The sequence below is a fragment of the Streptomyces sp. NPDC017225 genome, assembly GCF_044331465.1.
Classification (GTDB): domain Bacteria; phylum Actinomycetota; class Actinomycetes; order Streptomycetales; family Streptomycetaceae; genus Streptomyces.
Map to the genome: position 1 here is coordinate 1 of NZ_JBIRNE010000002.1, position 23855 is coordinate 23855.

At 71.9% G+C, this 23855-nt stretch carries 21 protein-coding genes; 9 read left to right on the forward strand and 12 right to left on the reverse strand.

Annotated elements, in window-relative coordinates:
* The first annotated feature begins 173 nt into the window (after nucleotides 1-173).
* Together ACH4NX_RS03620 and ACH4NX_RS03625 are read left to right on the forward strand one after the other, a co-directional pair.
* Entirely contained in the window at nucleotides 174-368 is a 195-nt protein-coding gene (locus ACH4NX_RS03620) for a hypothetical protein (RefSeq protein WP_351397655.1), read from the forward strand.
* A gap of 156 nt (nucleotides 369-524) precedes the next feature.
* On the forward strand, nucleotides 525-1568 hold the full coding sequence (locus ACH4NX_RS03625) for an NUDIX domain-containing protein (protein WP_351397658.1): 1044 nt from the start codon (nucleotides 525-527) through the stop codon (nucleotides 1566-1568).
* Nucleotides 1569-1680: 112 nt separating this feature from the next.
* Here ACH4NX_RS03625 and ACH4NX_RS03630 read toward each other — a convergent pair whose 3' ends face one another.
* Complete coding sequence (locus ACH4NX_RS03630; RefSeq protein WP_398129962.1) at nucleotides 1681-3036, reverse strand: dipeptidase; 1356 nt, start codon at nucleotides 3034-3036, stop codon at nucleotides 1681-1683.
* Between the two features lie 180 nt (nucleotides 3037-3216).
* Between ACH4NX_RS03630 and ACH4NX_RS03635 the strand changes: the two genes are divergently transcribed.
* Nucleotides 3217-4566 (forward strand): geranylgeranyl reductase family protein, encoded by a 1350-nt coding sequence (locus ACH4NX_RS03635; protein WP_398129961.1) that lies wholly within the window; start codon nucleotides 3217-3219, stop codon nucleotides 4564-4566.
* On the opposite strand, the gene ACH4NX_RS03640 is transcribed toward ACH4NX_RS03635, so the two are convergent.
* Complete coding sequence (locus tag ACH4NX_RS03640; protein ID WP_351397666.1) at nucleotides 4556-5008, reverse strand: nitroreductase family deazaflavin-dependent oxidoreductase; 453 nt, start codon at nucleotides 5006-5008, stop codon at nucleotides 4556-4558. The genes ACH4NX_RS03635 and ACH4NX_RS03640 overlap by 11 nt on opposite strands.
* A 243-nt stretch (nucleotides 5009-5251) precedes the next feature.
* Between ACH4NX_RS03640 and ACH4NX_RS03645 the strand changes: the two genes are divergently transcribed.
* Nucleotides 5252-5965 (forward strand): TetR/AcrR family transcriptional regulator, encoded by a 714-nt coding sequence (locus ACH4NX_RS03645; protein ID WP_351397669.1) that lies wholly within the window; start codon nucleotides 5252-5254, stop codon nucleotides 5963-5965.
* An 8-nt stretch (nucleotides 5966-5973) separates the two neighbouring features.
* Here ACH4NX_RS03645 and ACH4NX_RS03650 read toward each other — a convergent pair whose 3' ends face one another.
* Nucleotides 5974-6768, reverse strand: a complete 795-nt coding sequence (locus tag ACH4NX_RS03650) for an AfsR/SARP family transcriptional regulator (protein ID WP_351397672.1) — start codon at nucleotides 6766-6768, stop codon at nucleotides 5974-5976.
* Nucleotides 6769-7067: 299 nt separating this feature from the next.
* Between ACH4NX_RS03650 and ACH4NX_RS03655 the strand changes: the two genes are divergently transcribed.
* Nucleotides 7068-9320 carry an MMPL family transporter gene (locus ACH4NX_RS03655; RefSeq protein ID WP_398129960.1) on the forward strand — a complete coding sequence of 751 codons (2253 nt, stop codon included), beginning with the start codon at nucleotides 7068-7070 and terminating at the stop codon, nucleotides 9318-9320.
* A gap of 40 nt (nucleotides 9321-9360) precedes the next feature.
* Here ACH4NX_RS03655 and ACH4NX_RS03660 read toward each other — a convergent pair whose 3' ends face one another.
* Complete coding sequence (locus ACH4NX_RS03660; RefSeq protein WP_351397678.1) at nucleotides 9361-9645, reverse strand: DUF6332 family protein; 285 nt, start codon at nucleotides 9643-9645, stop codon at nucleotides 9361-9363.
* Between the two features lie 72 nt (nucleotides 9646-9717).
* On the opposite strand from ACH4NX_RS03660, the gene ACH4NX_RS03665 reads away from it, so the two are divergent.
* The gene (locus tag ACH4NX_RS03665) at nucleotides 9718-10116 is read left to right on the forward strand and encodes a MarR family transcriptional regulator (protein WP_351397681.1); all 399 of its coding nucleotides are present in this window, start codon (nucleotides 9718-9720) and stop codon (nucleotides 10114-10116) included.
* A gap of 95 nt (nucleotides 10117-10211) precedes the next feature.
* On the opposite strand, the gene ACH4NX_RS03670 is transcribed toward ACH4NX_RS03665, so the two are convergent.
* The gene (locus tag ACH4NX_RS03670; RefSeq protein ID WP_351397684.1) at nucleotides 10212-10952 is read right to left on the reverse strand and encodes a maleylpyruvate isomerase family mycothiol-dependent enzyme; all 741 of its coding nucleotides are present in this window, start codon (nucleotides 10950-10952) and stop codon (nucleotides 10212-10214) included.
* Nucleotides 10953-11164: 212 nt separating this feature from the next.
* Here ACH4NX_RS03670 and ACH4NX_RS03675 point away from each other — a divergent pair, with 212 nt between their 5' ends.
* Nucleotides 11165-12004, forward strand: coding sequence for an aldo/keto reductase (locus tag ACH4NX_RS03675; RefSeq protein ID WP_351397687.1), 840 nt, complete (start codon nucleotides 11165-11167; stop codon nucleotides 12002-12004).
* Nucleotides 12005-12093: 89 nt separating this feature from the next.
* On the opposite strand, the gene ACH4NX_RS03680 is transcribed toward ACH4NX_RS03675, so the two are convergent.
* Complete coding sequence (locus ACH4NX_RS03680) at nucleotides 12094-13266, reverse strand: MFS transporter (protein WP_398129965.1); 1173 nt, start codon at nucleotides 13264-13266, stop codon at nucleotides 12094-12096.
* Between the two features lie 137 nt (nucleotides 13267-13403).
* On the opposite strand from ACH4NX_RS03680, the gene ACH4NX_RS03685 reads away from it, so the two are divergent.
* Complete coding sequence (locus ACH4NX_RS03685) at nucleotides 13404-14645, forward strand: ROK family protein (protein ID WP_351397692.1); 1242 nt, start codon at nucleotides 13404-13406, stop codon at nucleotides 14643-14645.
* A 58-nt stretch (nucleotides 14646-14703) separates the two neighbouring features.
* Here ACH4NX_RS03685 and ACH4NX_RS03690 read toward each other — a convergent pair whose 3' ends face one another.
* From ACH4NX_RS03690 to ACH4NX_RS03705, 4 genes are read right to left on the reverse strand one after another with little or no spacing between them, the layout of a single operon-like run.
* Complete coding sequence (locus ACH4NX_RS03690) at nucleotides 14704-16083, reverse strand: GH1 family beta-glucosidase (RefSeq protein ID WP_351397695.1); 1380 nt, start codon at nucleotides 16081-16083, stop codon at nucleotides 14704-14706.
* 43 nt (nucleotides 16084-16126) lie between these two features.
* Nucleotides 16127-16954 carry a carbohydrate ABC transporter permease gene (locus tag ACH4NX_RS03695; protein ID WP_398129959.1) on the reverse strand — a complete coding sequence of 276 codons (828 nt, stop codon included), beginning with the start codon at nucleotides 16952-16954 and terminating at the stop codon, nucleotides 16127-16129.
* 5 nt (nucleotides 16955-16959) lie between these two features.
* Nucleotides 16960-17913 (reverse strand): sugar ABC transporter permease, encoded by a 954-nt coding sequence (locus ACH4NX_RS03700; protein WP_279563053.1) that lies wholly within the window; start codon nucleotides 17911-17913, stop codon nucleotides 16960-16962.
* Nucleotides 17914-17925: 12 nt separating this feature from the next.
* Entirely contained in the window at nucleotides 17926-19212 is a 1287-nt protein-coding gene (locus tag ACH4NX_RS03705; protein WP_351397701.1) for a sugar ABC transporter substrate-binding protein, read from the reverse strand.
* Nucleotides 19213-19497: 285 nt separating this feature from the next.
* On the opposite strand from ACH4NX_RS03705, the gene yicI reads away from it, so the two are divergent.
* The gene (gene yicI, locus ACH4NX_RS03710; RefSeq protein WP_398129958.1) at nucleotides 19498-21768 is read left to right on the forward strand and encodes an alpha-xylosidase; all 2271 of its coding nucleotides are present in this window, start codon (nucleotides 19498-19500) and stop codon (nucleotides 21766-21768) included.
* Between the two features lie 83 nt (nucleotides 21769-21851).
* On the opposite strand, the gene ACH4NX_RS03715 is transcribed toward yicI, so the two are convergent.
* A complete protein-coding gene (locus tag ACH4NX_RS03715) occupies nucleotides 21852-23054 on the reverse strand; it encodes a cysteine desulfurase-like protein (protein ID WP_351397706.1) in 1203 nt (400 codons plus the stop codon).
* A 74-nt stretch (nucleotides 23055-23128) separates the two neighbouring features.
* Nucleotides 23129-23794: an aspartate/glutamate racemase family protein gene (locus tag ACH4NX_RS03720; protein WP_398129957.1), complete on the reverse strand. Its 666-nt coding sequence runs from the start codon at nucleotides 23792-23794 to the stop codon at nucleotides 23129-23131.
* Nucleotides 23795-23855: the final 61 nt, after the last annotated feature.

Sequence of the window (23855 nt, forward strand, 5' to 3'; positions counted from 1 at the left end):
TACGCGGGCAACCAGGACACCCAAAACCGTTCGGGATGTCCGCAGTGACCAGGTACGAGTCCAAGACTCACTCCTGCTCACTGATTAGGAACGGTGATGGTGCGTGGACACCTGGGGGTGCCACATGGGCGGCCGGCCGTGACCGCCACCCGGCCGACGCAGTTGAACCAGCCATGAAGAAGCGCAGCATGCTCGCCCTCGCCACCCTGGCCACCGGTTTCGTCGTCGCGGCCGTCACGCCCTCCCACGCCGCTCCGGGTGAACTCCCGCTCGGCCTCGACGTGGAGGACACCGTCAGCACCGTCCAGGACACGGTCGCCACCGAGAACCTGGCCCTGGGCGACGACGCCCGCGGGCAGCAGGGCTGACGTAGACCGTCCGTCACGCACCACCCGGACCACGCGGCGCCGGCGTCCCTCCCCCGAGGGGTGCCGGCGCCGCTGTCGTAGGCGCTCATCTGCGCCTGGTTTCCGTGGCAGGGTGGAGCGGGCAAGCCTCAGGGGGCCAACAGAAGAGGGGGACCTGTGACCGTCGTCTGGATCAACGGCGCGTTCGGTGCGGGGAAGACCACCACCGCACGGGAACTGATCGAACTGATCCCGAACAGCACACTCTTCGACCCCGAGGTCATCGGCGGAACGCTCGCACATCTGCTGCCGCCCAAACGCCTCGCCGAGGTCGGCGACTTCCAGGACCTGCCGATCTGGCGCCGCCTCGTGACCGACACAGCGGCCGCGATGCTCGCCGAGCTCGGGGGGACCCTCGTCGTCCCCATGACCCTGCTGCGGCAGGACTACCGCGACGAGATCTTCGGCGGCCTCGCCGCCCGCCGCATCGCGGTCCGGCACGTCCTGCTGGCTCCGGCGGAAACGATCCTGCGGAAGCGGATAGCGGGCCGCGAGATACCGGAGGACCTGACCGACGGCGAGATACGCGTACGGCAGTGGTCGTACGACCACATCGAGCCGTACCGGGCCGCCCTCGCCTCCTGGCTGACCGCCGACGCCCACCCGGTCGACACCGGCGCGCTCACCCCGTACGAGGCCGCCGCCAGGATAGCCGAGGCCGTCGGCACCGGCTCAGCGCCGGCCTGCGACATCGTGCAGACGCCCGAGCCCACCGCCGAGACCCTCGCGGCCGGCGTCCTGCTCTTCGACGAACAGGACCGGGTGCTGCTCGTCGACCCCACCTACAAGCCCGGCTGGGAGTTCCCCGGCGGCATCGTCGAGCCCGGTGAGGCGCCCGCCCGCGCCGGGATGCGCGAGGTCGCCGAGGAGACCGGTATCCGCCTCGACGACGTACCCGCCCTGCTGGTCGTCGACTGGGAACCGCCCACACCCCCGGGCTACGGCGGTCTGCGCCTGCTCTTCGACGGCGGCCGGCTCGACTCCGCCGACGCCGGCCGGGTCCTGCTGCCCGGCCCCGAGCTGCGCGCCTGGCGCTTCGTCACCGAGGACGAGGCCGCCGGCCTGCTGCCCCCGGTCCGCTACGAGCGGCTGCGCTGGGCCCTGCGAGCCCGGGAACGCGGTGCGGCACTGTACCTGGAGGCGGGCACCCCGGTCGGCTGACGTCGGCACACCCCCGTGGGCACGCGCCGATTGCCGGAGTGCCTGCGACGCCCGGGCGGTCACCGGATCGCCGTGACCGCGGCGGGCAGCCTCCGTTCCCGACCGGTACCGCTCAGCTCGCCGCGTAGTTGCGCAGGAACAGGGCCTCCGTCACCGACAGCCGCTCCAGTTCCTCGGGGGACACGCTCTCGTTCACGGCGTGGATCTGCGCCTCCGGCTCGCTCAGGCCGATCAGCAGGATCTCCGCCCGCGGGTAGAGCCCGGCCAGGGTGTTGCACAGCGGGATGGAGCCGCCCTGACCGGCGTACTGCATCTCCTCGCCCGGGTACGCCACCGCCATCGCGTCCGCCATGGCCCGGTACGCCGGGCTGGCGGTGTCGGCGCGGAACGCCTGGCCCTGGCCGATCTGCTCGACGCCGACCCGCGCGCCCCACGGCGTACGCGCCTCCAGGTGGGCCTGGAGCAGCTTGGTGGCCTCGGCGGCGTCCACGCCCGGCGGCACCCGCAGGCTCACCAGCGCGCGGGCACCCGCCTGCACCGACGGGGTGGCGCCGACGACCGGCGGGCAGTCGATGCCGAGCACCGTGACGGCCGGCCGCGCCCAGATCCGGTCGGCGATCGACCCGGAACCGATCAGTTCCACGCCGTCCAGCACCCGGGCGTCCCGGCGGAACTGCTCCTCGTCGTAGGCCAGGCCCTCCCACGCGCCGTCAGCCGCGAGTCCGTCGACGGTCGTCGAGCCGTCCTCGGCGCGCAGGGAGTCCAGTACGCGGATCAGAGCGGCCAGCGCGTCGGGCGCCGCGCCGCCGAACTGGCCGGAGTGCAGGTTGCCTTCGAGCGTGTCGACCTTCACGCGGACGAGCGTCATGCCGCGCAGCGTCGAGGTGACCGTCGGCAGCCCGACCCGGAAGTTGCCCGCGTCGCCGATGACGATGGTGTCGGCCGCCAGCAGCTCGGGGTGCTGCTCGGCGTACCGCTCCAGGCCCCCCGTGCCCTGCTCCTCCGAACCCTCGGCGATCACCTTGACGTGCACCGGCACGCCACCGTTCGCCTTCAGCGCGCGCAGCGCGAGCAGGTGCATGAGCACGCCGCCCTTGCAGTCGGCCGCGCCGCGCCCGTACCAGCGCCCGTCGCGCTCGGTCAGTTCGAACGGCGGGGTCGCCCAGCCGTCCTCGTCCAGCGGCGGCTGCACGTCGTAGTGGGCGTAGAGCAGGACCGTCTTCGCGCCCTCGGGGCCGGGCAGGTATCCGTAGACCGACTGCGTGCCGTCCGGCGTGTCGAGCAGGTCCACGTCCTGGAAGCCCTCGGCGCGCAGTGCGGCCGCTATCCAGTTGGCGGCGCCCACGCTCTCGCTGCGCGGGAACTGGTCGAAGTCCGCCACCGACTTGAAGGCCACCAGCGCGGTGAGCTCCTCCTTCGCCCTGGGCATCAGCGAGGAGACGGTCTCGGCGACCGGATTCGACGACATGGGCACGCTCCTTGTGGGTGCGACGTTGTACCGAGAAGTACAGGAGTACGTCGAGTACGACGGGTACGACGAGTGCTGGGATTGGTAGGCCCGATCCTCCCACAGTGGCCTGCGGCGATGCCCGCCGTAGGATGCGGGGGTCAGGTGCGGCATGCGGTTTGTTGGGAGCAGTAGACCATCGTGAGCAGCGAGAACTCTTCGGCGGACGACACGCGTCAGGTCTGGGACGTGGTCGTGGTGGGCGCGGGACCGGCGGGGGCCTCGGCCGCCTATGCGGCGGCGGTCGCGGGGCGGCGCGTGCTGTTGCTGGAGAAGGCGGAGCTGCCCCGCTACAAAACCTGTGGCGGCGGCATCATCGGTCCCTCGCGCGACACCCTCCCGCCCGGTTTCGAGCTGCCCTTCCGGGACCGTGTGCACGCGGTGACGTTCTCCAACAACGGGCGGTTCACCCGGACGCGGCGCTCCCGGCAGATGCTGTTCGGGCTGATCAACCGGCCCGAGTTCGATCAGCAGCTCGTCGAGCACGCGCAGAAGGCGGGCGCCGAGCTGCGCACCGGGGTGTCGGTGACGCGGGTGGAGCAGCACGGGTCGGCCGTGCCGGACCGACGCACGGTCGCCGTCGTCCTGCAGGGCGGGGAGACGGTGCTGGCGCGGTCCGTCGTCGGCGCGGACGGCAGCGCCAGCCGGATAGGGGCGCATGTCGGGGTGAAGCTCGACCAGGTCGACCTCGGTCTGGAGGTGGAGATCCCGGTGCCGGAGACGGTGGCCGAGGACTGGAAGGGACGGGTCCTCATCGACTGGGGGCCGCTGCCCGGCAGTTACGGCTGGGTCTTCCCCAAAGGCGACACGCTCACCGTCGGGGTGATCTCGGCACGCGGCGAGGGCGCGGCGACCAAGCGGTACCTGGAGGATTTCGTCGCCCGGCTCGGCCTCGCCGGCTTCGAACCGAGCATCTCCTCCGGCCATCTGACGCGTTGCCGTGCCGACGACTCGCCGCTGTCGCGCGGGCGGGTCCTGGTCTGCGGGGACGCCGCGGGGCTCCTGGAACCGTGGACCCGTGAGGGAATCTCCTTCGCGCTGCGCTCCGGACGGCTCGCGGGGGAGTGGGCGGTGCGGATCTCCGAGGCGCACGACGCCGTGGACGCGCGCAAGCAGGCCCTGAACTACGCCTTCGCGATCAAGGCGGGGCTCGGCGTCGAGATGAGTGTCGGCAAGCGGATGCTGGCGCTGTTCGAGCGCCGGCCGGGGCTCTTCCACGCGGCCCTGACCGGTTTCCGCCCGGCCTGGAAGGCGTTCAAGGACATCACGCAGGGCTCGACCTCGCTGGGTGAGCTGGTCCGCAGCCACCCGCTGGCACAGCGGGCGCTGGCGGCGATCGACCGCCGGACCGCGGTCAAGGGGGACTCCGCGGGCGCTCCGGGCAGCGCGGGCGGCTCGGGTGGCGCGGGTACTCCGGACGCTCCGGACGCTTCGAGTGGCCCGAGTGGCCCGGGGGCCGCGGGCGCCGCGGGTGACGAGGTCAGCTCCTGACCTCGATCCGGAAGACGGGGTGGTCGGCGGCGGACGCGACGATCTCCTCGTCGGAGGACTTGGCGGTGACTCCCTGGAAGTACTGGTTCACCTCCCACCCCCACTTCTCCAGGTAGGTCCGCAGGATCGGGAGCTTCTGCTCGTCGGGGAGCTCCACCGCGGTGAAGGTGCGGACCTTGCGTCCGACGCGCAGCTCCCCGCCGCCGGCGGCGCGCATGTTGCGCACCCACTGGGAGTGACCGCGGGCCGAGACGAGGTACTGCCCGTCCCCGTGGACGTGCGGGTTCACAGGGATCCGCTGCATCTGTCCGCTCTTGCGACCGCGGACGGACATCTCCGCGGCGCCGGCGAGGCTGACACCGTGCCGGGCCAGCCAGCCGATGACGCCGTTGAGCCGGACGGTGACCGGGCTGCCCTTGCGGTAGTACGGCGCTGATGACATCGGTGACCCCCAGGTCGCTCAGGTGGCGAGAACGATGATGAGAGCGCTGCTCTCTTTCGTGAGCACTGCTCTCGCTCTGTGCTTCAGTGTGCCCGAGGGGGACGCGGGAAGCAAGAGCGCTGCTCTCGTTTGTGCGCGCCGCTCACCTTTGCGTGCGGCGCTCCTGTTTGTGTGCGCTGCTCTCCTTTGCGTGCAGTGCTCTCGTCTGTGTGCGGTGCTCTGACTCCGTGGGACACTGGACCCATGAGCAGCACCACACACGGCGCCCGTGCCCGCGCCCGGATCGAGGTCACCGCCGCCATCAAGGACGAGGCGCGCGCACAGCTGGCGGCGGAGGGCGCCGCCAAGCTCTCGCTGCGGGCCGTGGCCCGCGAGCTGGGCATGGCATCGTCGGCCATCTACCGCTACTTCCCCAGCCGCGACGATCTCCTGACCGCCCTCATCATCGACGCCTACAACGCGCTCGGCGAGGCCGCCGAGGCCGCCCACGACGCGGCGGCCGACGCCGGACCCACCCGCCGCTGGACCGCGGTGTGCGAGGCGGTACGCGCCTGGGCGTTGACGCATCCCCACGAGTACGCGCTGATCTACGGATCACCGGTACCCGGCTATACCGCGCCCGTGGACACGGTCCCCGCCGCCGCCCGGGTGGCCTACGTGTTCATGGGCGTCCTGCGCGACGCACACCGGGGACCGGGCCTCGCCAAGCCGCCGCTGCCCGCCGAACTGCGGCCCGAGGCCCACCGGATGGCCGCGGACTTCGCCCCCGATCTGCCGCCGGAGACGGTGGCGGCGTTCACGGCGGCCTGGGCCGAGTTGTTCGGGCTGGTCGGGTTCGAGGTGTTCGGGCAGTTCAACCGGGTCGTGGAGGACCGGGAGACGTTCTTCCGTCACGCGGCGGAGCGGCTCGCCCACGCGGTGGGCCTGGTCTTCCCCCAGTCCTCCCCCGGTCGTTGAGGCGTCCCTCACCCGGACGGAACCCTCGGCGGGGGCAGCAGGGCCAGGTCCTGCCGCAGGACGCGTGCGTGCAGGGACCGCAGCCCCGGCCCCGGGTCGGAACCCATCGCCTCGGCGAGCCGCTGCCGTACCGCCTCGTACGCGCTGAGCGCGTCGGACGGGCGGCCCGCGCGGTACAGCGCGAGCATCAGCAGTTCGCTGAGGCGTTCCCGCAGGGGGTGCGCGGCCACGAGCCGGACGAGTTCGTGGACGCACTCGAAGGAGTGCCCGAGTTCGATCAGGCCGGCCAGCCGAGCCTCCAGGACGGTGAGCCGTTTCTCGGCCCAGCGCAGCCTCTCCGCCGCCAGGTAGGGCGTCTGGAGCCCCTCGGCGAACTCGCCGCGCCACAACCGCTCCGCCCGCCCGGCCAGTTCGGTGGCGCGGTGCAGCTCGCCGGTGTCGCGGGCGGCCACCGCCTCGGCCACCAGTTCCCGACGCTGTCGCAGGTCGTCGGCGTGGGCCCCGGTGAGGCGGTAGCCGCTGCCGGTCCACGTCAGCTCCGCACCGTCGCCGAGCGCGCGGCGCAGCCCCGAGACGTACTTCTGCACCAGGTTGCGCACGTGCACCGGCGGTGCCCCGCCCCACACGGCCTCGACCAGACCGTCGTACGAGATGGGGCGCGCCTCCTGGAGCAGCAGGACGGCGAGCACCGCGCGCTGCTTCGGCGGACCGAGGGGTATCTCGACGCCGTCGCGCAACGCGCGTAGGGGGCCGAGCAGTTCGCAGCGCAGGGTGCTCGTCGCGCCGGCCGCTCCCGTGGTCACCGGTGCCGCCACTGCCGTCGATGCCGCAGAGGTCTCCGATGCCACCACTGTCGTCGATGCCGCCGAGCCCTTTGGTGCTGCCGGTGCTCTCGGTGCTGCCGGTGTTCCCAGTGCTGCCGGTGTATTCGGTGCCGCCCGTGTCCCTGGTGCTGCCGGTGTCCTCGGTGTCCCCTCACCCATCCGTCGAGCGTATCCCGGGCGCGGCATTCCAGTGGATCTTCCAGCGGTCCTTCCAGTCGTCCTTCCAGCGTCCGGGCCGAGAGTGTGCGGACCAGCCCCTTGGAAGAAAGGCCCATCCCATGCTCACCCGGCTCGGCCGCCTGGCCGTGCGGCGCAGCCGTGCGGTGCTGCTCGGCTTCCTGCTCGCCCTCATCGGCCTGGGCGCGTACGGCGCCGGCGCGCAGAGCGACCTCGACCTCTCCCGCTGGGACTCTCCCGGCACGGAGTCCGTCCGCGCCGGTGACCGGCTGCGCGAGCACTTCCGCACCGGAAACCCCAACCTCGCCCTCCTGGTCACCGCCCGGGACGGCGACGTGGACAGCCCGCGCACCGAACGGGCCGCCCGCGAACTGGCCGCCGAGGTCGGTGATCTGCCGCTCGTCACGGACGTCACCGCCTACTGGGACGCCGGGAGCGCGGCCCTGCGCGGGGAGGACGGCCGCCGGGCCCTGATCCTCGCCCGCCTCGAAGGCACGGCCACCGAGACACGCGAAGAACTCGCCACCCTCTCGGCGGAGTTGACGCGCACGACACCCGAACTCGACGTCCGGGTCGGCGGCCAGGAGGAGATCTCCCGGCAGGTCGGCGAGCAGGCCCGCACCGACTTCCTGCGCGCCGAGCTGTTCGCCCTGCCGGCCGTATTGCTCCTGCTGATCCTGGTGTACCGGCGCACCGTCGCCGCGCTGCTGACCGTGGCGGTCGGCCTGTTCTCCGTGATCGGCACGCTCGCCGGACTGCGGGCGGTCGCGCAGGTCACGGAGGTGTCGACGTTCGCCGCGAACCTCGCACTCGTCCTCGGCCTCGGACTGGGTGTCGACTACGGCCTCTTCATGATCAACCGCTACCGCGAGGAGCGCGCCGCCGGGCACGCCCAGCCGGAGGCGGTCGTCGAGGCGACCCGCGCCGCCGGACGGACGGTGCTCTTCAGCGGGGTCACGGTCGCGGTGTCGCTGTGCGCGCTGCTGGTGTTCCCGTTCTTCTTCCTCAGTTCGTTCGCCTACGCGGGTGTCTTCGTGGTGCTCACCGCGGTCGCCGGGGCCGTGTTGTTCCTGCCCGCCGCGCTCGCCCGCTGGGGCCACCGCGTCGAGCGGCCCACCGCGCCCGCCTCCGGCTTCTGGCACCGCACCGCGCTCGCGGCCATGCGCCGCCCGTTCCTGGCCGGCGCCGGGGTGCTCACCGTCCTGCTGGTGGCAGCCTCTCCGCTGCTGGGCCTGCGCTTCGGGCTGCCCGACGAACGCACCCTGCCCGAGGGCACCTCCTCACGCACCACCTCCGAGATCGTGCACCGGGAGTTCTCCGCCGAACCCACGGACACGATCCAGGTCGTCCTGGACGGAGGCGTCCCGGACCGGGGCGCCGGCACGGGCGCGTACGCCACCGCACTCTCCCGGCTCCCCGGCGTGTTCCAGGTCGACGCGCCGGAGGGCACCTACCGCCAGGGCGAGCGCACCGGCGCGCCCGGCCAGGACCGTCTTACGGCACCGGACGGGCGGGTGCGGCTGGCTGTCGTACCGACGCAGGAGGCCATGTACGGCGACGTCCCCGCCTTCGTCGAGCGCGTCCGGGACACTCCGTCCCCGGCGCCCGCCCTGGTCGGCGGCTACCCCGGCGAGACCACCGACTTCCGCGCCACGCTCCTGGACCGGCTCCCGTACGCCGTCGGGATCGTGCTGGTGGCCACGTACGTGATCCTCTTCCTCATGACGGGCAGTCTGCTGCTGCCCGCGAAGGCGACCGTGCTGAACCTGCTCAGTCTGTCCGTGATGTTCGGCTGCCTGGTGTGGGTGTTCCAGGACGGGCACCTGTCCGGGGTGCTCGGCTTCACCCCGACCGGATCCATCGAGCCGAGCATTCCGGTGCTCATGTTCTGCGTGGCGTACGGCCTGTCCATGGACTACGAGGTCTTCCTGCTGGCCCGTATCACGGAGGAGCACCAGCGCACCGGGGACACCGTACGCGCGGTCGGCGAGGGCATCCGGCGCAGCGCCCCGCTGATCACCGCCGCGGCCGGCATCCTCGCGCTGTCCTTCCTGTCGTACGCCACCGGCGGCGTCGTCTTCCTCAAGGAACTGGGGATCGGCACGGCCCTGACGATCCTCGTCGACGCCACCCTCATCCGGGTGGTGCTGCTGCCGGTGACGATGCGGCTCGCGGGGCGCGCGAACTGGTGGGCCCCGCGACCGCTGCGCCGCTTCCGGATGAAGGAGACACCGGCACGGACACCCACGGCGCCCGGCGCGAACGGCCCGGGCGGAGAGGAGGGGGAGGGCGTACTTCCCCGGGAGCACGTGGCCGACGACGTGAAGCGCGCCGGCGAAGCCGCACGATGGTGAAGCCGGGCGCTCGCGACCGGGACCGACTGGTCGTCCTGGCCTACGAGTCGGGTTCGGTACGGCCGGGCCGGCTCGGATGATCACCGCGCGTGAACCGGACCAGCACACTCGCCACACGGACGAAGAACACCACGACGGCCAGCACCGCTCCCGAGCCCACGAGCGCGCTCCGTACACCGGCCGGCGGCGCGAAGAGATACGCGGGCCCGGCCACGGCCCCGAACAGCACGGCACCCGCGAACGCCGCGCTGCACAGCGCGTAGCCGATCTCGACCGTGATCGCGTCCCGCTCGCCCTGTGTACGCCGTCCCCCGTAGGCCTTCATGCCGGCGATTTTCCCAGACCCGCGCCGATTCGGCAGCCGGACGCCTGCGACCGCTCTGCTACGGTGCGCCCCATGGCGGCGAAGAACGTCGAACAGGCGCTCGTGACCCAGTGGCGCGGCATCCTGACCCTGCACGCCCGCGTCCAGTGCGAACTCGACCGTGCGCTGCACCGGCACGGTCTGTGCGGAAGCGACTTCGAGGTTCTCGACGTGCTGGCCGGCGCGCTGGACGAGGACGATTCCGGCCCCTGCGGTTATCGGGTCCAGCAGATCTCCGAGCGGGTCCACCTGAGTCAGAGCGCGTTGTCCCGGCTGGTCGCCAGGCTGGTGGAGGGCGGACTCGTCGAGCGCTCCATGTGTCCCGAGGACCGGCGGGGCGTGCGGGTGGCGCTCACTCCGAAGGGGCGGGTCATGTACGGCCAGGTGCTCCCGGTGCAGCGGGCCGTGCTGCACCGGTTGCTGACCGACTGACCGACTGACCGATCGTCTGGCTGACCGACCGACCGACCGACCGACTGGCTGACCGACCGACCGACTGGCTGACCGATGTTGCCGCGCGGCCCTGTTCAGTTCCAGGTGACGCCCGACTTCGCACGCCACAGCGCGGCGAGCGAGGCGTCGCCGGTCACCTCCGGGAAGGGCCGGCGGTTCCACAGCGCCGAGTAGAGCTGTGCGGCCGGTCCGTTCAGCTCGCAGTCGGCGTCCCCCGCGTCGTCCCGCTCGGTCACGGGAGGCTCCGCGGACAGTCGTACGGTCCACACGGAGCCCGGCGCGTCCGTCGTCCGTACGCGCAGTGTGCGGGGTTCTCCGGTGCGCACCGCGCTCTTCGGGCGGGCGTGGAAGGCGCACAGCAACTCGTCGATGCCGTCCACCGCGAAGTCCACGCCGATGCCGGTGGGGTCGCCGCCCCTGGCCGACTCGGCGTCGATCCGGTGCACCGTCGTCTCGTGCGCCTGCCGCCGGGCCCAGAACGCCAGCGGTGACGGCGCGGGCAGGAAGTGCCAGCAGCGCAGGCCGGGCGAGGCGTCGGCGAGGGCGTCGACGAGTTGTTCGTGTCCCTTGCGGAACCAGGCAACCAGTGCGGTGCCGTCGAGTTCGGGCAGGCCTCCGTCGGGCCGCGGGCCGGTGTGCCCCTCGGAGACGAACCCCGTCGCCCAGCGGTGCACCATCCCGGTGTGCCGCAGCAGGTCCCGCACCTGCCAGCCGGGGCAGGTCGGCACCTTGGCGCCGGTGCCCGCCGCCTCGGCGGCCGCGGCCAGCAACGCCCCCTCGCGGCGCGTGACTTCGACGAACGCGGTGATCTCCATGACAGGCAGTGTGCAGGATGGAGCGGGCTCCAGGGCAGCCCCGAAGACCTGACGCTCCCATGGGCCAGGCCGGGTCGCGAACCCGGGGGCGGACAACCGGTCATGGGCAATCGGTGACGGTCACACGGTCACGGGAACACGGTCACGGGAACACGGTCATGGGCAACTGGGCTGTTAACGTGGCCCCGTTGAACGGGGAGAGGGGTCAGCGCGTGACATCGACCGAGTTTCGGATCGGCGGGGATCTGGAAGTGCGACGGTTGGGGTTCGGTGCCATGCACCTGCCCACGGAGGAGGGGCCGTCCCGCGAGAACGCCGTCGCGGTCGCCAGACGGGCCGTCGAGCTTGGTGTCACGCTGATCGACACCGCCTACATGTACGGCGGGGGAACCAACGAGGAACTCCTGGCCGAGGCCCTGTACCCCTACGCGGACGGGCTGCTGATCACCACCAAGGTCGGCCTCGCCCGATCGGGTCCCGAGGGAGAGTGGAAGCTCGACGGCAGGCCGGCCGTGCTGCGCGATCAGGTCGAGCAGGCCCTGCGCCGACTGCGGGTCGAGCGGATCGAGCTGCTTCAGCTGCATCGCGTCGACCCCGACACGCCGCTCGCCGACCAGGTGGGCACGCTGCGGGACCTGCGGACCGAGGGCAAGATCGGTCGGATCGGGCTGTCCGAGGTCACCGTCGACCAACTCGACCAGGCGCGAACGATCGTAGATGTCGCCAGTGTGCAGAACCGGTACAACCTGCTCGACCGCGAGCACGAGCCCGTACTCGCGGCCTGCGAAGCGGCGGGGACCGCCTTCCTGCCGTGGCGCCCCGTCGCCTGGGGCAAGTCGGGAGCGCAGGCCGAGATCGCCTCCGTGGCGGCCGAGCTCGGCGCCACCCCCACGCAGGTGGCGCTCGCCTGGCTCCTCGGCCACTCACCCGTCATCCTCCCGATTCCCGGCACCGGCCGGATCGACCACCTGGAGGAGAACATCGCCGCGGGACGTCTCGAGATGACCTCCGCGCACCGTGATCGTCTCAACCGTCTGACCGAGGTGGCGTAGGCAGGGCACCACTGGTCGCGAGGGCACCCCAGTGTGATCCGCCGGGCAGTGCCCCGCGGTTCGGCCCGTCGCCCCGCCCGCCCAGCGGTTCAGCCCGTCGCCCCCGCCCGCCGGGTCGCCACCGCGACGAGCACCGCGACCGCCGCGAGCGCCGCCACGCTGGTGAGCGCGGCCGGCAGGGAGAACCAGTCGGCCATGAAGCCGATCGCGGGCGGCCCGAGCAGCATGCCGCCGTAGCCCAGGGTGGACGCGGTCGCGACGCCGCTGGGGCCGCCCAGCGCCCCGGCCCGTTCGATCGCGACCGGGAAGATGTTGGCGAGCCCGAGCCCGGTGATCGCGAAACCGAACAGGGCCGCCCACACGGACGGGGCGAGCGAGCCGAGCAGCATGCCGGCCACGGCGGTCGTGCCGCCGGCCACCACCGTGGTCGTCCGGCCGAGGCGCTCCAGCAGCGTCGTGCCGGTCAGCCGGCCGACGGTCATGGCGAGCGCGAAGCAGGAGTAGCCCGCCGCCGCCATGCCCGGTGAGGCGTCGAGGTCCGCCTCCAGGTGCAGGGCGCCCCAGTCGGCCATGGCGCCCTCGCCGTACGCCGTGCACAGGGCGATCAGGCCGAAGGTGATGACGAGGCGGCGGGTACGGCGGTCGAGCCGGCGCGGGGCGCTGTCGTCCTCGGGCGTGCGGTCGGGCGGCACGGCGGGTTCGCAGCGCAACAGGGCGCGCCCCGCGACCAGCGTGACGAGCAGGCCGATCAAGGTGAGACCGAGCAGATGCCGTACCGGCGACAGCGACCCGGCGACCAGCCCGCCGAGCCCGGCGCCGATCATGCCGCCGAGACTGAACGCCGCATGGAAGCTGGGCATGATCGGGCGCCGCAGGACGGCCACCAGGTCGACGGCGGCGCTGTTGAAGGCGACGTTGATCCCGCCGTACGCGCTGCCGAACACCAGCAGTACGGCGCCGAGCGCGAGCGCGGAGTGGGTGAGCGGGGGCAGGGCGATGCTGAGGCAGAGCAGCACCGCGCAGGCGACGGTGACGGGGTGGCTGCCGTAGCGGCGGACCAGTCGTCCGGTGAGCGTCATGGTGACGACGGCGCCCGCGGAGACACCGAGCAGCGCCAGCCCCAGGTCGCTGGCCGAGGAGTCGGTCTGCTCCTTGATGGCGGGGATCCGTACGACCCAGCCGGCGAAGACGAAGCCGTCGAGGGCGAAGAAGGCGGTCAGGGCGATGCGGAGGCGGGTGAGGTTGTCGCTGGGACCCGGCACGGCGTTGTGCGATCGGGTTTTGTTTATTTGCGGCACAAAATCAGGCTAGAGGCGAGAGCGGGGGAGGAGCAAGGGCGCCCGGCCCGGCACGGGGGCGCGGGGCGGGGCCCTCGGCGTCGCATACGCTCGACACCACCATGAAGAACACCCTCACCCCCCTGGAGCCGAAGGCCGACAAGGCCACGGTCAGACGGCACAACCTCAGTCTGGTCCTGAGAGCCGTGCACGACGCGGGGGAGGCGACCCGGGCCGGTATCGCCACGCATGTCGGACTGACCCGGGCGGCGGTGTCGTCCCTGGTCGAGCAGTTGCTGGAGTACGGCTTCGTCTCCGAGTGGGGCAAGACCAGCAGCGGCCAGGCCGGCCGGCCCGGCACCGTACTGAAGGTGTCCCGGTCGGGACCGGCGGGCCTGGGTGTCGAGATCAACATCGACTACGTCACCGTGTGCGTCGTCGACCTCGCCGGTACCGACCGGGTCCGGCTCGTGGAGCACTTCGACAACCGCGGGGTCCAGCCCTCCGAGGTACTGGCACGCGCGGCCCGGCTGGCGGCGCGCGCCATCGGCTCGGCGGCGGAACAGGACCTCGTGCCGGCCGGCGTCCATGTCGCGCTGCCGGGCCTGGTGACCGGCGGCACCGTGCGCCAGGCCCCCAACCTGGGGTGGCAGCGCGTCGCGGTCGAAGGGCTGTTCGCCCAGGCCCTCCTCGCCCTGCGTCCCGCTCACCGCCCCCTGCCGGTCAGCTCCGACAACGAGGCCAACGCCGCCGCCCTCGCCGAGCTGTGGTTCGGCGCGGGCACCGAGGGCGTGCGCAGCTTCCTGTACCTGACCGGCGAGATCGGCATCGGCGGCGCCCTGGTGCTCGGCGGCGAACTGCTGCGCGGCGCGCACGGCTTCGCCGGGGAGATCGGGCACATGGTCGTCGACCCGGGCGGACCGCTGTGCCGGTGCGGGGCCCGCGGTTGCCTGGAGCAGTACGCCGGACAGGCCGCGCTGCTCACGGCCGCGGGCATCGACGCGGACGCGGGCGTCCAGGGCGTCGCCGAACTGGAACGCCGCGCCCGGCGGGGCGACCCGGTCGCGCTGTCGGCGATCGAGCGCGCCGGGCAGCAGTTGGGCGTCGTCGTGTCGGGCGCGGTGAACCTCTTCGACCCCGACGCGGTGATGCTCGGCGGCGTCTACCGCGAGCTGATGGACTGGCTGGCTCCCGCCGTGGACCGCGAACTCGCCCTTCGCGTGGTCTCCGGGCTGTGGAGCGAGGACGGGAAGCGGCTGCGGCCTTCTTCCTCCCTCGGCGACGCGGCCCGGGGCGCGGCCGGTGTGATCGTCCGCGAGGTGCTGGCCGACCCGGCGGCGTGCGCGGAGCGGGAGCAGAGCTGAGCGCGGGGGGCCGACCGCTCGGCCGGCCCCCCGCGCTCCAGCGCCTCCGCGCTCCAGGTCAGCCCCGGTTGGCGGCGATCATCTCCCGGTACCAGCGGTAGCTGTCCTTCGGCGTGCGCTCCTGCGTGGCGTAGTCGACCCGGACGATGCCGAAGCGCTTGTCGTAGCCGTACGCCCACTCGAAGTTGTCCAGCAGCGACCACACGTAGTACCCGCGTACGTCCACTCCCGCGTCCATCGCCGCCCGCAGCGCGGTGAGGTGGTCGCGCAGGTAGGCGACGCGGTCGGCGTCGTGCACCGCGCCGTCGGCGGCGAGTGTGTCGTCCTCCGCCGAGCCGTTCTCCGTGATGTGGATGGGCGGCAGCGCGTCACCGTACTGCTTCTTGAGCTGGACGAGCAGGTCGGTGAAGCTGTCCGGGACGACCGGCCAGTTCATCGCGGTGTGCCGGACGCCCGGGTGCCGGACCTCCTCGTAGCGGTTGTCCGTGGCCACCCGCAGCGCCGGGTCGCTCTCGCGGTGCGGGGCGTCGGCGACCACGATCGGCCGGTAGTAGTTGACGCCGAGGAAGTCCAGCGGCTGGGAGATCAGCTCCAGGTCGCCGTCCCGCCGGAAGTCCTCCCCGGTGATCAGCTCGCCCCAGGTCTCCTCCTCGGTGGCCGGGTAGCGGCCCGCGAGGATCGGCTCGGTCCACACCAGGTTGTGCTGGGTGTCCGCGCGGACCACGGCCGCCAGGTCGGCGGCGGAGTCGGTGGCCGGCAGGTTGCGGTCCAGGTTGAGCGTGACGCCCACCTCGCGCACCCCGGCCGCCCGCAGGGCGCGCACCGCCAGACCGTGGCCGACCAGCAGATGGTGGGCGGCGGCCAGGGCGCCCCGGCCCTCCTTGGCGCCGGGCGCGTGCCGCCCGATGGAGTAGCCCAGGAAGGAGCTGCACCACGGCTCGTTGAGCGTGATCCAGCGCGGCACCCGGTCGCCCAGGTGCTCGGCGACCACGGCCGTGTACTCGGCGAACCGCTCCGCCGTCTCCCGCACCCGCCAGCCACCGCGGTCCTCCAGGGCCTGCGGCAGGTCCCAGTGGTAGAGGGTGGCGGCCGGCTCGATGCCCGCGGCGAGCAGCTCGTCGACCAGGCGGGAGTAGAAGTCCAGGCCCTTCTGGTTCACCGCGCCCGAACCCTGGGGCACGATGCGCGGCCAGGCGATCGAGAAGCGGTACGAGTCCACGCCCAGGTCGCGCAGCAGTGCCACGTCCTCGGGGTAGCGGTGGTAGTGGTCGCAGGCCACGTCACCGGTGTCCCCGTTCACCACCAGGCCGGGGGTGTGGCTGTAGGTGTCCCAGATCGACGGACCGCGGCCGTCCTCCCGTGCCGCGCCCTCGATCTGGTACGAGGCGGTCGCGGCACCGAGCACGAAACCGGGCGGAAAACTTGGGAAGTCACTCATGCTGTGGAACTCATCTCCATGTGTACCAGGCCGCATACGCGGGTCACTTGACGGAACCACCGGTGATCCCGGCGGCGATGTACTTCTGGGCGAGGACGAGCAGGATCGCCGCCGGCACCGCGGAGAGCACGGAGGCGGCCATCACCGAACCCCAGTCACCGACGTGCGCGCCGATGTACTGGTAGATACCCAGGGTGATGGGCTTGACGTCGTCGGTGGTGTTCAGGGTGAGCGCGAACATGAAGTCGCTCCACGAGAACAGGAACGCGAACAGCCCGGACGTGATCAGTGAGTTGCGGCTCATCGGCAGCACGACCCGCACGAACGTCCGCACCGGTCCGGCCCCGTCGATCTGCGCGGCCTCGATCACCTCGCCCGGGATCGACACCATGAAGGCGCGCATCAGCACGATGGAGAACGGGATGCCCAGCGAGGCGTCCGCGAGCATCAGGCCGAAGTAGGAGTTGACCAGGCCCAGGTCGACGTACGAGTTGTAGAGCGCGTTGGCGATGACGATGCCCGGCACCATCTGCGTGATCAGCGTGCCGAACACGATCGTGCGCGAGCCGCGCAGCCCGAACCGCGCCAGGCCGTACGCCGCAGGCGCCGAGACCGCCAGGCAGATGGCGACCGCGCCGATCGAGACCGCCAGCGAGGTCAGCAGGTTGCCGCCCTGGTCGCTGATGGCCTTGGAGAACCCGGACAGGTCCAGGCTGCCCGGCACCGGGTCGACCTGGAGCAGCCCGGCCTCGGGCTGGAGCGCGGTGTTGAGCATCCAGTACAGCGGGAACAGCATCACGCCGAGGATGAGAACGCCGGCGACGGTGGAACCGCAGCGGCGCCGGGAGGCTGTGGGCGTGTGGGAGGCCATGGACGTCACTTCCCCTCGGTGCGGTTGGCCCGCAGGTAGAACACCGCGAACACGGCGGAGATCAGGATGAGTACGTTGCCGACGACGGCGCCCGCGCCGAAGTCCAGCTGCACGAACGAGTTCTGGTACGTGAGTGTGCCGAGCGTCTGGGTGGCGTCGGCCGGCCCGCCGTCGGTCAGGGCGAGGATCAGGTCGAGGATCTTGACCGTCGACATGAAGCCGAGCACGAGCACGACGGTGATGACGGGCTTGAGCATCGGCAGGGTGACGGATCGGAAGGTCCGCCACGCCGAGGCGCCGTCCAGGGCCGCGGCCTCGTGCAGTTCCTTCGGGATCTCCTGGAGACCGCCGTACAGGATGACCATGTTGAACGGGATGCCGATCCAGATGTTGACCAGGATGACCGACACCAGAGCCATCTCCGGGCTGGTCAGCCAGGGCGTGCTGCCGCCGATCCCGACGGTGTCCAGGAACGAGTTCAGCACGCCCGTGTCCTGGTCGAGGATGCGCCGCCAGACGATGCCGGACACCACCATGGGCACCAGCCAGGGCAACAGGATCAGCGAACGGAGCACCCCGTTCAGCGGGAACCGGCGGCTGAAGAACACCGCGAGCGCCATGCCGATGCAGAACTGCCCGATCAGCGAGCCCGCGGTGAAGACGAGGGTGTGCCACAGCGCCTTGCCGAACAGGGCGTCCTGGAACACGTTGGACCAGTTGTCGGCGCCGTTGAAGGGCGCCTCACCGGTGAAGAAGGTCTTCGGCGTGTAGTGCTGGAAGCTCATCACGACGTTGCGGACGAGCGGGTAGCCGAAGAACAGCAGCATGAAGACGACGGCGGGGGCGACGAAACCCCACTGGGCGAGCCGGCGCCGGCGCCTGAGCCGGTCCGGGTCCGGCGCGGCGGCCGTCTTGGACGCCTCGGCGGGCGTCTGGGTGGTGACGGTGGACGTGGTCATGGGCGCGTTTCCTCAGTTCCCGCTCGTGGCCCGCTGCTGGGCGCGCTTCAGGGCGGTCTCACTGGACTGGCCGGTCAGGGCGGACTGGAAGGCGCTCTGCAGGGCGAGCGACACGCTCGACCAGCCGGCGCCGAGCTTCGCCGTCCGGGACCGCGCGACGGCCACCTGGTCGGCGAGGGAGTCCAGCTCGGGCACCTGTTCGCGCCAGACGGCGGCGGCCTCGGCGTTGGCCGGGACCATCCAGCTGTTGAGCGCGTAGGTCAGCTGTTCCTTCTCGCTCGCCAGACAGGCGACGATCTTGCCCGCGGTCTTCTCCCGCGCCTCGTCACCGGTGTTGGGCACGGTGAGCACGGCGCCGCCGAGCGGCCCCACCGAGTCGTCGCCGGCCTCGGGCACCGGGATGGGCGCGATGCCCCAGTTCAGCGACTTGTCGGCGTTGAGGGTCTCCACCTGCCACGGCCCGTTGATCATCATGGCCGCGTTGCCGGCCATGAACTGGTCGTTGACGTCCGCCTGCGTCCAGTTGACCGTGGACTTCGAGAGCGAACCGTCCTTCAGCAGGCCCTTCCAGTAGTCGAGGGCCTCGACGACCTGCGGGCTGTCCAGGTCCGTCTCGTCACCGCCGTTGGACCACATGAACGGCGTGAACTGGAAGACGCCGTCCTCCGCGCCGCCCGCGCTGAGCGCCAGCCCGTACTGGTTGCCCTGCGTGAGCTTGTCGGCGCTCTCCCGCAGTTCCTCCCACGTGGCGGGCACGTCGATGCCCGCCTTGTCGAGGACGTCCTTGTTGTAGAAGAGCGCGAGCGTGTTCACGGACCGGGCCGCGCCGTAGTACGTCCCCTCGTAGGAGCCGAAGTCGACGATGCCCTCGGGGATGCCGTCGGTGCTCAACCCGAGGGATTCGAGGTCGGTCAGCCCGCCCGCGTCGGCGAACGTCGGCATCTCGGACGCGTCGAACTGCACGATGTCGGGCAGCGACTTGGACGACGCCATGCGCAGTGCCTTCGTCATCACCTGCGACGCCGGGACGCTCTGCTGCTCGATGGTGATGCCCAGCTGCTTGCCGCAGCGGGCCATCGCCTCCGCGTCCCAGCGGTGGTAGGACTCGTCGGTCGAGGAGTTCATCACGGTGTACACGTCGGCGTCGCGCTGCTGCCCACAGCCCGTGAGCGCCGCGCCGGCGACCAGGACGGAGACGGCGGCGAACGGGGCGACGACTCGGCGTGAGCGTCCTCGCCCGCGGTGCGTGGCAGCCGGAGGGTGTGCTGTCAAGGCGAGCGAGGTGAAGCGCTTCGACATGGTGCGGGGCCCTTGCTGTCGTACCGTCCGGCTTCCTTGCCGGACCGTTTTGTTTGATGTGATGACTAATACGTCACGGACGGGCTGTCGCGCTAGAGGAAAGTGGCCTCGGTCTCGTTACTTCGTGGGGTGAGTGGACTGTTCTGATGGGTAATCACGCCTGTTCAGCGCGGTGAAGACTTCGCGAAGGCCTCTGCGGGCGGATTTGTTTTGTGTACGATCAAAATGCTGTGAGACGGCCCCCGTGCTCCCATCCGACAGCTCCCGCCGCACCCAAGGAAGATCATGAAGTTCACCGACGGCTTCTGGCTCATCCGTGACGGCGTGCATCTCTCGTACGCCACCGAGGTACGCGATGTGCGCCCCGAATCGAAGCGCTTCACCACGTATGCCGCCGTGAAGAAGGTGACGCGGAGGGGGGACACGCTCAACGCGCCGCTCCTCACGGTCGAGTGCTTCTCTCCCACCGAAGGCGTCATCGGCGTCCGCGTCACCCACCACGCCGGCAAGCGCCGGCCGGGCCCCGACTTCGCCCTCGCGGGCGCGGCGGACGGCGCCGGCGCGGTGCGCCAGGACGGCTCGGTCACCGAGCTGACCAGCGGCCCGCTGACCCTCCGCCTGGACAGCGAGGGCCCCTGGGGCCTCAGCTTCCACGACGCGGAAGGACGCGAGCTGACCCACGCGGGCGCCAAGAGCACCGCGTTCGCCACCACGGGCGACGGCGCGCACCACATGCTGAGCCGGCTCGCGCTCGGCGTCGGCGAGCAGATCTACGGCCTCGGCGAGCGCTTCACCCCGTTCGTGAAGAACGGCCAGGTCGTCGACATGTGGCAGGCCGACGGCGGCACCAGCAGCGAGCAGGCCTACAAGAACATCCCGTTCTACCTCTCCTCCCGCGGCTACGGCGTCTTCGTCAACCACCCCGGCTCGGTCTCCTTCGAGGTCGGCTCCGAGTCCGTCGGCCAGGTGCAGTTCAGCGTCGAGGACCAGACGCTGGAGTACTACGTCGTCGCAGGCCCCACCCCCAAGGAGGTCCTCACCCGCTACACCGCCCTCACCGGCCGCCCGGCCCTGCCGCCCGCCTGGTCCTTCGGCCTGTGGCTCACCACGTCCTTCACCACCTCCTACGACGAGGAGACGGTGACGAAGTTCGTCGACGGCATGGCCGAGCGAGGCATCCCGCTCTCCGTCTTCCACTTCGACTGCTTCTGGATGCGCGAGTACCAGTGGTGCGACTTCCAGTGGGACCCGGACGTCTTCCCCGACCCGGACGGCATGCTCGCCCGGCTCAAGGCCAAGGGGCTGAAGGTCAGCGCCTGGATCAACCCCTACATCGCGCAGAAGTCCCCCCTCTTCGACGAGGCCGCCGCCCTCGGGCACCTGGTGCGCCGGACGAACGGCGACGTCTGGCAGTGGGACCTGTGGCAGGCCGGCATGGGCCTGGTCGACTTCACCAGCCCCGCCGCCCGCGACTGGTACGCCGGAAAGCTCAAGCCGCTGCTCGACCAGGGCGTGGACTGCTTCAAGACCGACTTCGGCGAGCGCGTCCCCACCGACGTCGTCTGGCACGACGGCTCCGACCCGGAGCGCATGCACAACTACTACACGCACCTCTTCAACCGGACCGTCTTCGAACTCCTCGAGAAGGAGCGCGGACAGGGCGAGGCCGTCCTCTTCGCCCGCTCCGCGACGGCGGGCGGCCAGCAGTACCCCGTCCACTGGGGCGGCGACTGCTGGTCGTCCTTCGAGGCGATGGCCGAGTCGCTGCGCGGCGGCCTGTCCCTGTCCCTGAGCGGCTTCGGCTTCTGGAGCCACGACATCGGCGGCTTCGAGGGCACGCCCGACCCCGCGGTCTTCAAGCGCTGGCTGGCCTTCGGCCTGCTCTCCTCGCACAGCCGCCTGCACGGCTCCTCGTCGTACCGGGTGCCGTGGGAGTTCGGCGAGGAGGCGGTCGACGTCGCCCGCAGCTTCACCCTCCTCAAGCACCGCCTGATGCCCTACCTGTACGGCGTCGCCGCCGAGGCCCACCGAACCGGCGTGCCGATGATGCGGCCGATGATCCTGGAGTACCCGAACGACCCGGGCTGCCGCCCGCTGGACCGCCAGTACATGCTCGGCTCCGACCTCCTGGTCGCCCCGGTCTTCACCGAGGACGGCGAGGTCGAGGTCTACCTCCCCGAGGGCACCTGGACCCACCTCCTGACCGGCGAGCGCGTCACCGGCCCTGCCTGGCGCACCGAGCGGCACGGCTACGACAGCCTGCCGCTGTACGTCCGTGAGGGCGCCGTCCTGCCGTTGGCCTCCGACGACAGCCGTCCCGACGGGGACTGGCTGGACGCCCCGACCCTGCTCGTCCACCCGCCCGCCGGACCCGACTACGCGGCCGAGGTCACCGTGCCCGACCTGCTGGGCACGCCCGCCGCGACCTTCCGCGCGCGGCGGGACGGGGACGTCCTGCGGGTCACCGCGAGCGGCAGTGACCGTCCGTTCACGGTGCGCGTCGCGGGCGGTGCGAGCGCGCAGGGCGCGGGAGAGGTGACCGTCCCCCTGGGGTGAGGCCAGAAGTGGAGGGGCCGTCCCGGTGAGCCGCCGTCCGCACGGCGGCTCACCGGGACCGGCGCCCCGTGTTCCTCCGCGCGTCAGCGGGGGAGGGAGTCCAGCGCCGTCAGCAGCCGGTCCACGTCGTCCGCGCTGCTGTACGGCGCGAGCCCGACCCGCACGCCGCCCTCGTCGCCCAGCCCCAGCCGGCGCGAGGCCTCCACGGCGTAGAAGGAGCCGGCCGGCGCGTCGACCCCCCGCTCGGCCAGCTCCCGGTAGACGTCGGCCGGACGCAGGCCCGCCACGGTGAACAGCAGGGTCGGCGTGCGCCGTGCGGCCCGCGAGTGGACGGTGATCCCGCCGAGGTCGGCCAGGCCCCGCTCGATCCGCTCGCGCAGCGCGTCCTCGTGGTCCTCCAGCGCCGCGAAGGAGGCGGCCAGCCGGTTCCGGCGGGAGCCCCGGGCCCGCGGGTCCAGCCCCGCCAGGAAGTCCACCGCCGCCTCCGCGCCGGCCAGCAGCTCGTAGGGCAGGGTGCCCAGCTCGAACCGCTCGGGCACGGTGTCGGCGGACGGCAGCAGCTTGTCCGGACGAAGCGACTCCAGCAGCTCCGCCCGGCCGGTCAGCACGCCCAGATGCGGCCCGAGGAACTTGTACGGCGAGCAGACCAGCGTGTCCGCGCCGATCGCCGCCAGGTCCACCACCGCGTGCGAGGCGTAGTGCACGGCATCGACGTGGAAGAGCGCCCCGGCCGCGTGGACGAGGGCGGCGAGCGCCGGCAGGTCGGGCATGGCCCCGATCAGGTTGGACGCGGCGGTGACCGCGACCAGCCTGGTACGCGGGCTCAGCACCGCCTCGACGTGCTCGGGCCGCAGCTCACCCGTGGCCGGATCGAAGTCCGCCCACCGCACGGTCGCCCCCGCCGCCTCCGCGGCCTGCACCCACGGCCGGATGTTCGAGTCGTGGTCGAGCCGGGTGACCACCACCTCGTCGCCCGGCCCCCAGCCCTTGGCCAGCGTCCGGGACAGGTCGTAGACGAGCTGGGTGGCGCTGCGCCCGAAGACCACCGTCCCCGGCGTGGTGCCGAGGAGGTCGGCCAGGGCGGACCGGGCCCCGGAGACGATCCGGTCCGCGTTGCGCTCGCCCTCGGTGTTCCGTCCCCGGTTGGCGAGCGGGGTGGTCAGCGCCGCCGCGATCGCGTCGATCACCGGCTGCGGGGTCTGCGTACCGCCCGGCGCGTCGAACCGCGCGGTACCGGACTTCAGGGCGGGCACGTGCGCGCGGATCGCGTCGACGTCAAGGGCCATGGCTCAACTCCAGGGACGTGAGGGCCGGACGGATGGGGGAGAGACGGACGGGCGGAACGGACAGGGCGGAGGCGTCAGGCGATGCGGTCCTTCCGCCGGGGCGGCTGATACGTGGTGCGGCTGGGCCGCACCCCGAGCCGCACCTGGGACTCCAGCCACATGATCGCAGCCCCCGTGGGGTCGACGACAGGCACGAAGGGGCCCTCGGCGGCCAGACGCTCCTGGAGCGCCGCGGCCACGCCCAGCATCCCGGTGCAGCCGAGCACGATCACGTCGGCCTCCCGCGCCGCCACCGCGGCACGGGCCTGCTCGGTGAGGCCCTCGATCAGCCGGTCACCGGAGTCCAGTTCGAGGACGGGGACGTCGACGGCCCGGATCGTGCCGACCCGCCCGGTCAGCGCGTAGCGCCGGACCAGCCCGTGCAGCATCGGCGGTACGTTCGGCAGGACGGTGATCACGCCGGTGCGCTCGCCGAGTGCGAGAGAGGTGAGCACGGCGGGCTCGAAGCCGCCGACCACCGGGATGTCCACGATCTTCCGTGCCGCCTGCACACCGGGGTCGCCGAAGCAGTTGACGAACACCGCGTCCGCGCCGTCCCCGGCGGCCTCGCGGACCGCGTCTAGGTGCCCGGACCGGCCCGTAGAACGTTGAAGACGCGGAGATCTCCGGCGCTTCGCGCCTCCGGGCCGAGGAGCGCATTCCCGCCCGGCCCGAAGGCCGGGCTTCCCTGCGAGGAACAAGGGAGGGCGTGCCGTGCCCTGACCTTCGGCTGAGAACCCGCAGTGTCCGGCCTCCGCCCGT

Coding starts and splice junctions, on each gene's coding strand:
- ACH4NX_RS03620 (WP_351397655.1), top strand. CDS start 174: ATGAAGAAGCGCAGCATGCTCGCCCTCGCCACCCTGGCCACCGGTTTC.
- ACH4NX_RS03630 (WP_398129962.1), bottom strand. CDS start 3,036: ATGTCGTCGAATCCGGTCGCCGAGACCGTCTCCTCGCTGATGCCCAGG.
- ACH4NX_RS03640 (WP_351397666.1), bottom strand. CDS start 5,008: ATGTCATCAGCGCCGTACTACCGCAAGGGCAGCCCGGTCACCGTCCGG.
- ACH4NX_RS03645 (WP_351397669.1), top strand. CDS start 5,252: ATGAGCAGCACCACACACGGCGCCCGTGCCCGCGCCCGGATCGAGGTC.
- ACH4NX_RS03655 (WP_398129960.1), top strand. CDS start 7,068: ATGCTCACCCGGCTCGGCCGCCTGGCCGTGCGGCGCAGCCGTGCGGTG.
- ACH4NX_RS03660 (WP_351397678.1), bottom strand. CDS start 9,645: ATGAAGGCCTACGGGGGACGGCGTACACAGGGCGAGCGGGACGCGATC.
- ACH4NX_RS03665 (WP_351397681.1), top strand. CDS start 9,718: ATGGCGGCGAAGAACGTCGAACAGGCGCTCGTGACCCAGTGGCGCGGC.
- ACH4NX_RS03670 (WP_351397684.1), bottom strand. CDS start 10,952: ATGGAGATCACCGCGTTCGTCGAAGTCACGCGCCGCGAGGGGGCGTTG.
- ACH4NX_RS03685 (WP_351397692.1), top strand. CDS start 13,404: ATGAAGAACACCCTCACCCCCCTGGAGCCGAAGGCCGACAAGGCCACG.
- ACH4NX_RS03690 (WP_351397695.1), bottom strand. CDS start 16,083: ATGAGTGACTTCCCAAGTTTTCCGCCCGGTTTCGTGCTCGGTGCCGCG.
- ACH4NX_RS03695 (WP_398129959.1), bottom strand. CDS start 16,954: ATGGCCTCCCACACGCCCACAGCCTCCCGGCGCCGCTGCGGTTCCACC.
- ACH4NX_RS03700 (WP_279563053.1), bottom strand. CDS start 17,913: ATGACCACGTCCACCGTCACCACCCAGACGCCCGCCGAGGCGTCCAAG.
- ACH4NX_RS03705 (WP_351397701.1), bottom strand. CDS start 19,212: ATGTCGAAGCGCTTCACCTCGCTCGCCTTGACAGCACACCCTCCGGCT.
- yicI (WP_398129958.1), top strand. CDS start 19,498: ATGAAGTTCACCGACGGCTTCTGGCTCATCCGTGACGGCGTGCATCTC.
- ACH4NX_RS03715 (WP_351397706.1), bottom strand. CDS start 23,054: ATGGCCCTTGACGTCGACGCGATCCGCGCGCACGTGCCCGCCCTGAAG.